General features: G+C 48.8%; 5 protein-coding genes. All 5 read left to right on the forward strand.

All coding sequences use genetic code 11. The annotated features are described in order from the left end of the window. Positions 1-267: F0F1 ATP synthase subunit B (gene atpF, locus JKY90_02470; GenBank protein MBL4851135.1), on the forward strand; the 267-nt coding region annotated here is incomplete at its 5' end. Positions 268-297: 30 nt separating this feature from the next. Further along, complete coding sequence (locus JKY90_02475) at positions 298-834, forward strand: F0F1 ATP synthase subunit delta (protein ID MBL4851136.1); 537 nt, start codon at positions 298-300, stop codon at positions 832-834. A gap of 27 nt (positions 835-861) precedes the next feature. Continuing rightward, positions 862-2403: a F0F1 ATP synthase subunit alpha gene (locus JKY90_02480; GenBank protein MBL4851137.1), complete on the forward strand. Its 1542-nt coding sequence runs from the start codon at positions 862-864 to the stop codon at positions 2401-2403. 26 nt (positions 2404-2429) lie between these two features. Further along, complete coding sequence (atpG, locus tag JKY90_02485; GenBank protein MBL4851138.1) at positions 2430-3293, forward strand: F0F1 ATP synthase subunit gamma; 864 nt, start codon at positions 2430-2432, stop codon at positions 3291-3293. Positions 3294-3367: 74 nt separating this feature from the next. Next, the coding region (locus JKY90_02490; GenBank protein MBL4851139.1) for a F0F1 ATP synthase subunit beta at positions 3368-4134 on the forward strand (767 nt) is incomplete at its 3' end.

Genomic DNA, 4134 nt, shown 5'->3' on the forward strand with positions numbered 1-4134 from the left:
AAGAGTCAAGCAGCAGAAATCATCGCCCTGTCTGAAAAACGTGGCGGTGAAATCGTTGAAGAGGCCAAGTCTAATGCCCGCACTGAAGGTGAGCGTTTGCTCATCGCGGCCAAGGCAGAAATTGATCAGGAAACAAACCGTGCGCGCGAAGGGCTGCGTGCCGCTGTGGCATCGATTGCCGTTGCTGGTGCCGGCAAGATCCTGAAAAAAGAAATCAATGAATCTGCCCACGCTGAGTTGATGAACGATTTAGCGAAGCAGGTTTAGCCAGGTTTAGCCAGGTTTTAAAGGACACTTATGGCAGAAAAAAGCACGCTCGCCCGCCCTTATGCCCAGGCTATTTTTAGCTTGGCTAAAGCAGCGAATGATTATGCCACTTGGGGTAATGCGCTCAGCGCATTGGCTGACGTGACGAACGCTGCGCCGATCAAAGCCATTTTGGGCCACCCTAAGGTCAGCAACGATCAGCTGGTCGATGTTGTCATGGGTGCCGTTGGCAGTGCGGCTAATGACAAGCTGGGTAACGTCGTGCGTTTGCTGGTTGAAAATGGCCGACTCAATGTGGTGTCTGAAATTGTTGTGCTTTATGCCGGTTACCGCGCTGATGCTGAGCGCCGTGTTGATGCAACCGTCACGTCTGCTTATGAAGTGACTGTTGCGCAGCAAGAGGCCATTAAGGTTTCATTGAAAGCGCGACTGGGTCGCGATGTTGCATTGACTTGCCACATTGACCAATCATTGATTGGTGGCGCGGTGATTCGCGCAGGAGATCTGGTTATCGATGGTTCTGTCGCCAGCAAATTGAACAAACTTAATCTGGCTCTAGGCCACTAAAATATAGTTATTTAAGAGGATCAAATCATGGCGTTATCAGCCTCAGAGATCAGTGAGCTTATTAAAAAACGTATCGAGAACTTCGATACGACAACCGAAGCCCGTACCGAAGGTACCATCGTCAGTGTTACTGACGGTATCGTTCGTGTTCACGGCCTGGCCGACGTTATGTCGGGTGAGATGCTTGAATTCCCCGGCGATACTTTTGGTATGGCGCTGAACGTCGAGCGCGATTCTGTCGGTATCGTCGTGTTGGGTGACTACCTTCATTTAAAAGAAGGCGACAGTGTTAAATGTACTGGCCGTATACTTGAAGTGCCAGTGGGTGAAGCGCTGTTAGGCCGCGTTGTTAACGCTCTCGGCGTGCCTATCGATGGCAAAGGCGCTATCGAAACCCCGCACAGCTCACCAATTGAAAAGGTAGCGCCGGGTGTGATTGCCCGTAAATCTGTTGATGAGCCAGTGCAAACGGGACTGAAAGCGATTGATGCCATGGTGCCCATAGGCCGTGGTCAGCGCGAGTTGATTATTGGTGATCGCCAGACCGGCAAGACAGCGGTAGCGATTGATACCATTATTAACCAAAAAAGCACCGGCATTAAATGTATCTATGTGGCGATTGGTCAAAAGGCCTCATCAGTTGCTGCCGTAGTACGTAAGCTTGAAGAACACGGCGCAATGGATCACACCATTGTTGTTGCCGCCACTGCAGCAGACTCAGCGGCGATGCAGTTTATTGCCCCTTACGCTGGTTGTTCCATGGGTGAATACTTCCGCGACTTGGGTCAAGACGCGCTGATTGTTTATGACGATTTGACCAAGCAGGCCTGGGCCTACCGTCAGGTGTCGTTGTTGCTGCGTCGTCCACCAGGCCGTGAAGCTTATCCGGGCGACGTGTTCTATCTCCATTCACGTTTGCTTGAGCGCGCTGCGCGTGTTAACGCCGAACATATTGAAAAGATCACCGACGGCAAGGTTAAAGGCAAAACTGGCTCATTAACCGCATTACCTATTATTGAAACACAAGGTGGTGACGTATCGGCCTTCGTTCCGACTAACGTGATTTCGATTACCGATGGCCAGATTTATCTGGAAAGTGATTTGTTTAACTCCGGTATTCGTCCAGCCATTAACGCTGGTTTGTCCGTGTCACGTGTTGGTGGTGCAGCGCAGACCAAAATTATTAAAAAGCTCGGTGGTGGTGTGCGTCTTGATTTGGCGCAGTATCGTGAATTGGCAGCATTTGCCCAGTTCGCATCGGATCTTGATGATACAACTCGCGCACAGTTAGAACGTGGTCAGCGGGTAACCGAATTGATGAAGCAGCCGCAGTATTCGCCGTTGAGCGTTGCTGAACAGGCAGTATCTTTGATTGCAGCTAACGAAGGCTTTCTTGATGATGTCGAACTCAATAAGATTGTTAGCTTCGAGGCGGCATTGCATAGTTATATGAAATCTTCACACAACGACTTGCTTGATAAAATTAACGCATCAGGTGGTTTTGGTGATGAAATCAAAGACGGTTTGAAGTCTGCTATCAGCAGTTTTAAATCAACCGGTACTTGGTAGGCATTAGGTATAACCGAGAATAAATCATGGCTGTAGGTAAAGAGATTCGCACAAAGATCAAGAGCGTAAAAAATACGCAAAAGATCACCCGTGCTATGGAAATGGTTGCGGCCAGTAAAATGCGTAAGGCGCAAGATCGCATGGCGGCATCACGACCCTATGCCGACAAAATGCGCAACGTGATCGACCATCTTGCCCATGCTAATCCGGAATATAAGCACCCTTATATGCAGGTACGTGATGTTAAGCGTGCCGGTTTTATTGTTATCTCATCTGATCGCGGTCTTTGTGGTGGCTTGAATAGCAATTTATTCAGAAAAGCTATCGTCACCATGAAAGAATTTGACGAGCAGAAAATCGACATGACGTTCTGTACTATTGGCACTAAAGCCGCCGGGTTTTTCAAACGTGTTGGCGGTAACATTGTTGCGCAGACGGCAAACCTGGGTGATAGGCCGCAGCTAGCGGATTTGATCGGCAGTGTTAAGGTCATGCTCGATGCTTTTGATAAGGGCGAAATTGATCAACTGTTTTTGGTCTACAACGATTTTGTTAATACCATGACTCAAAACCCAACGGTCGAGCAATTATTGCCGATTGAGCCGAAAGAAGATAAAGAGCTTGAGCACCATTGGGATTACATCTATGAGCCTGAAGCCAAGATTGTTATGACCCAGTTGTTAACGCGTTATATCGAGTCATTAGTGTATCAAGGCGTGGTAGAAAACCTCGCCAGCGAACAGGCTTCACGTATGGTCGCAATGAAGTCAGCCTCTGATAACGCTGGCGATTTGATCAATGACCTGGAGTTAGTCTACAACAAGGCGCGTCAGGCGGCGATTACACAGGAAATTTCCGAAATTGTGGGTGGTGCTGCAGCGCTTAGTTAGAGCTGTTGTGTGCAAAAGATTTGTAAGTGCGGTTAAACCCCGTACGATAAAACTAGTTAAGGGGTATCGATAAGATGAGTTCAGGAAACGTAGTTCAAATCATCGGCGCGGTAGTGGATGTTCAGTTCCCATCTGACGCCATGCCGAGGGTCTACGACGCATTAATGGTCGACGACGCTGGCCTGACACTTGAAGTGCAGCAGCAGTTGGGTGACGGCATTGTGCGTACCATCGCCATGGGTACCACCGAAGGTTTGCAGCGCGAAAAAAGCGTTAGCAATACCGGCGAGCCTATTACTGTACCTGTCGGTACCAAGACCCTGGGTCGTATCATGGATGTGCTGGGCAAACCGATTGACGATAAAGGTCCAATCGGCGCAGACGTTAGCTGGTCTATTCACCGTGCAGCACCGGCTTATGAAGATCTGTCTGCTTCTACCGAGCTATTAGAAACCGGTATTAAAGTGATCGACCTGATCTGCCCCTTTGCTAAAGGCGGCAAGGTCGGATTGTTCGGTGGCGCCGGTGTCGGTAAGACTGTCAATATGATGGAGCTTATTCGTAATATCGCTATTGAACATAGTGGTTTTTCAGTGTTTGCGGGTGTAGGTGAGCGTACTCGAGAGGGTAATGATTTTTACCACGAGATGACTGAATCTAACGTACTGGATAAAGTATCATTGGTATACGGCCAGATGAATGAGCCTCCCGGCAACAGACTTCGTGTTGCACTGACGGGTTTGACTATGGCTGAAAAATTCCGAGATGATGGTCGTGATGTACTTCTCTTCATCGACAATATCTACCACTATACCTTAGCCGGAACAGAAGTATCAGCGCT

It is taken from the genome of Gammaproteobacteria bacterium (assembly GCA_016765075.1).
Lineage (GTDB): Bacteria > Pseudomonadota > Gammaproteobacteria.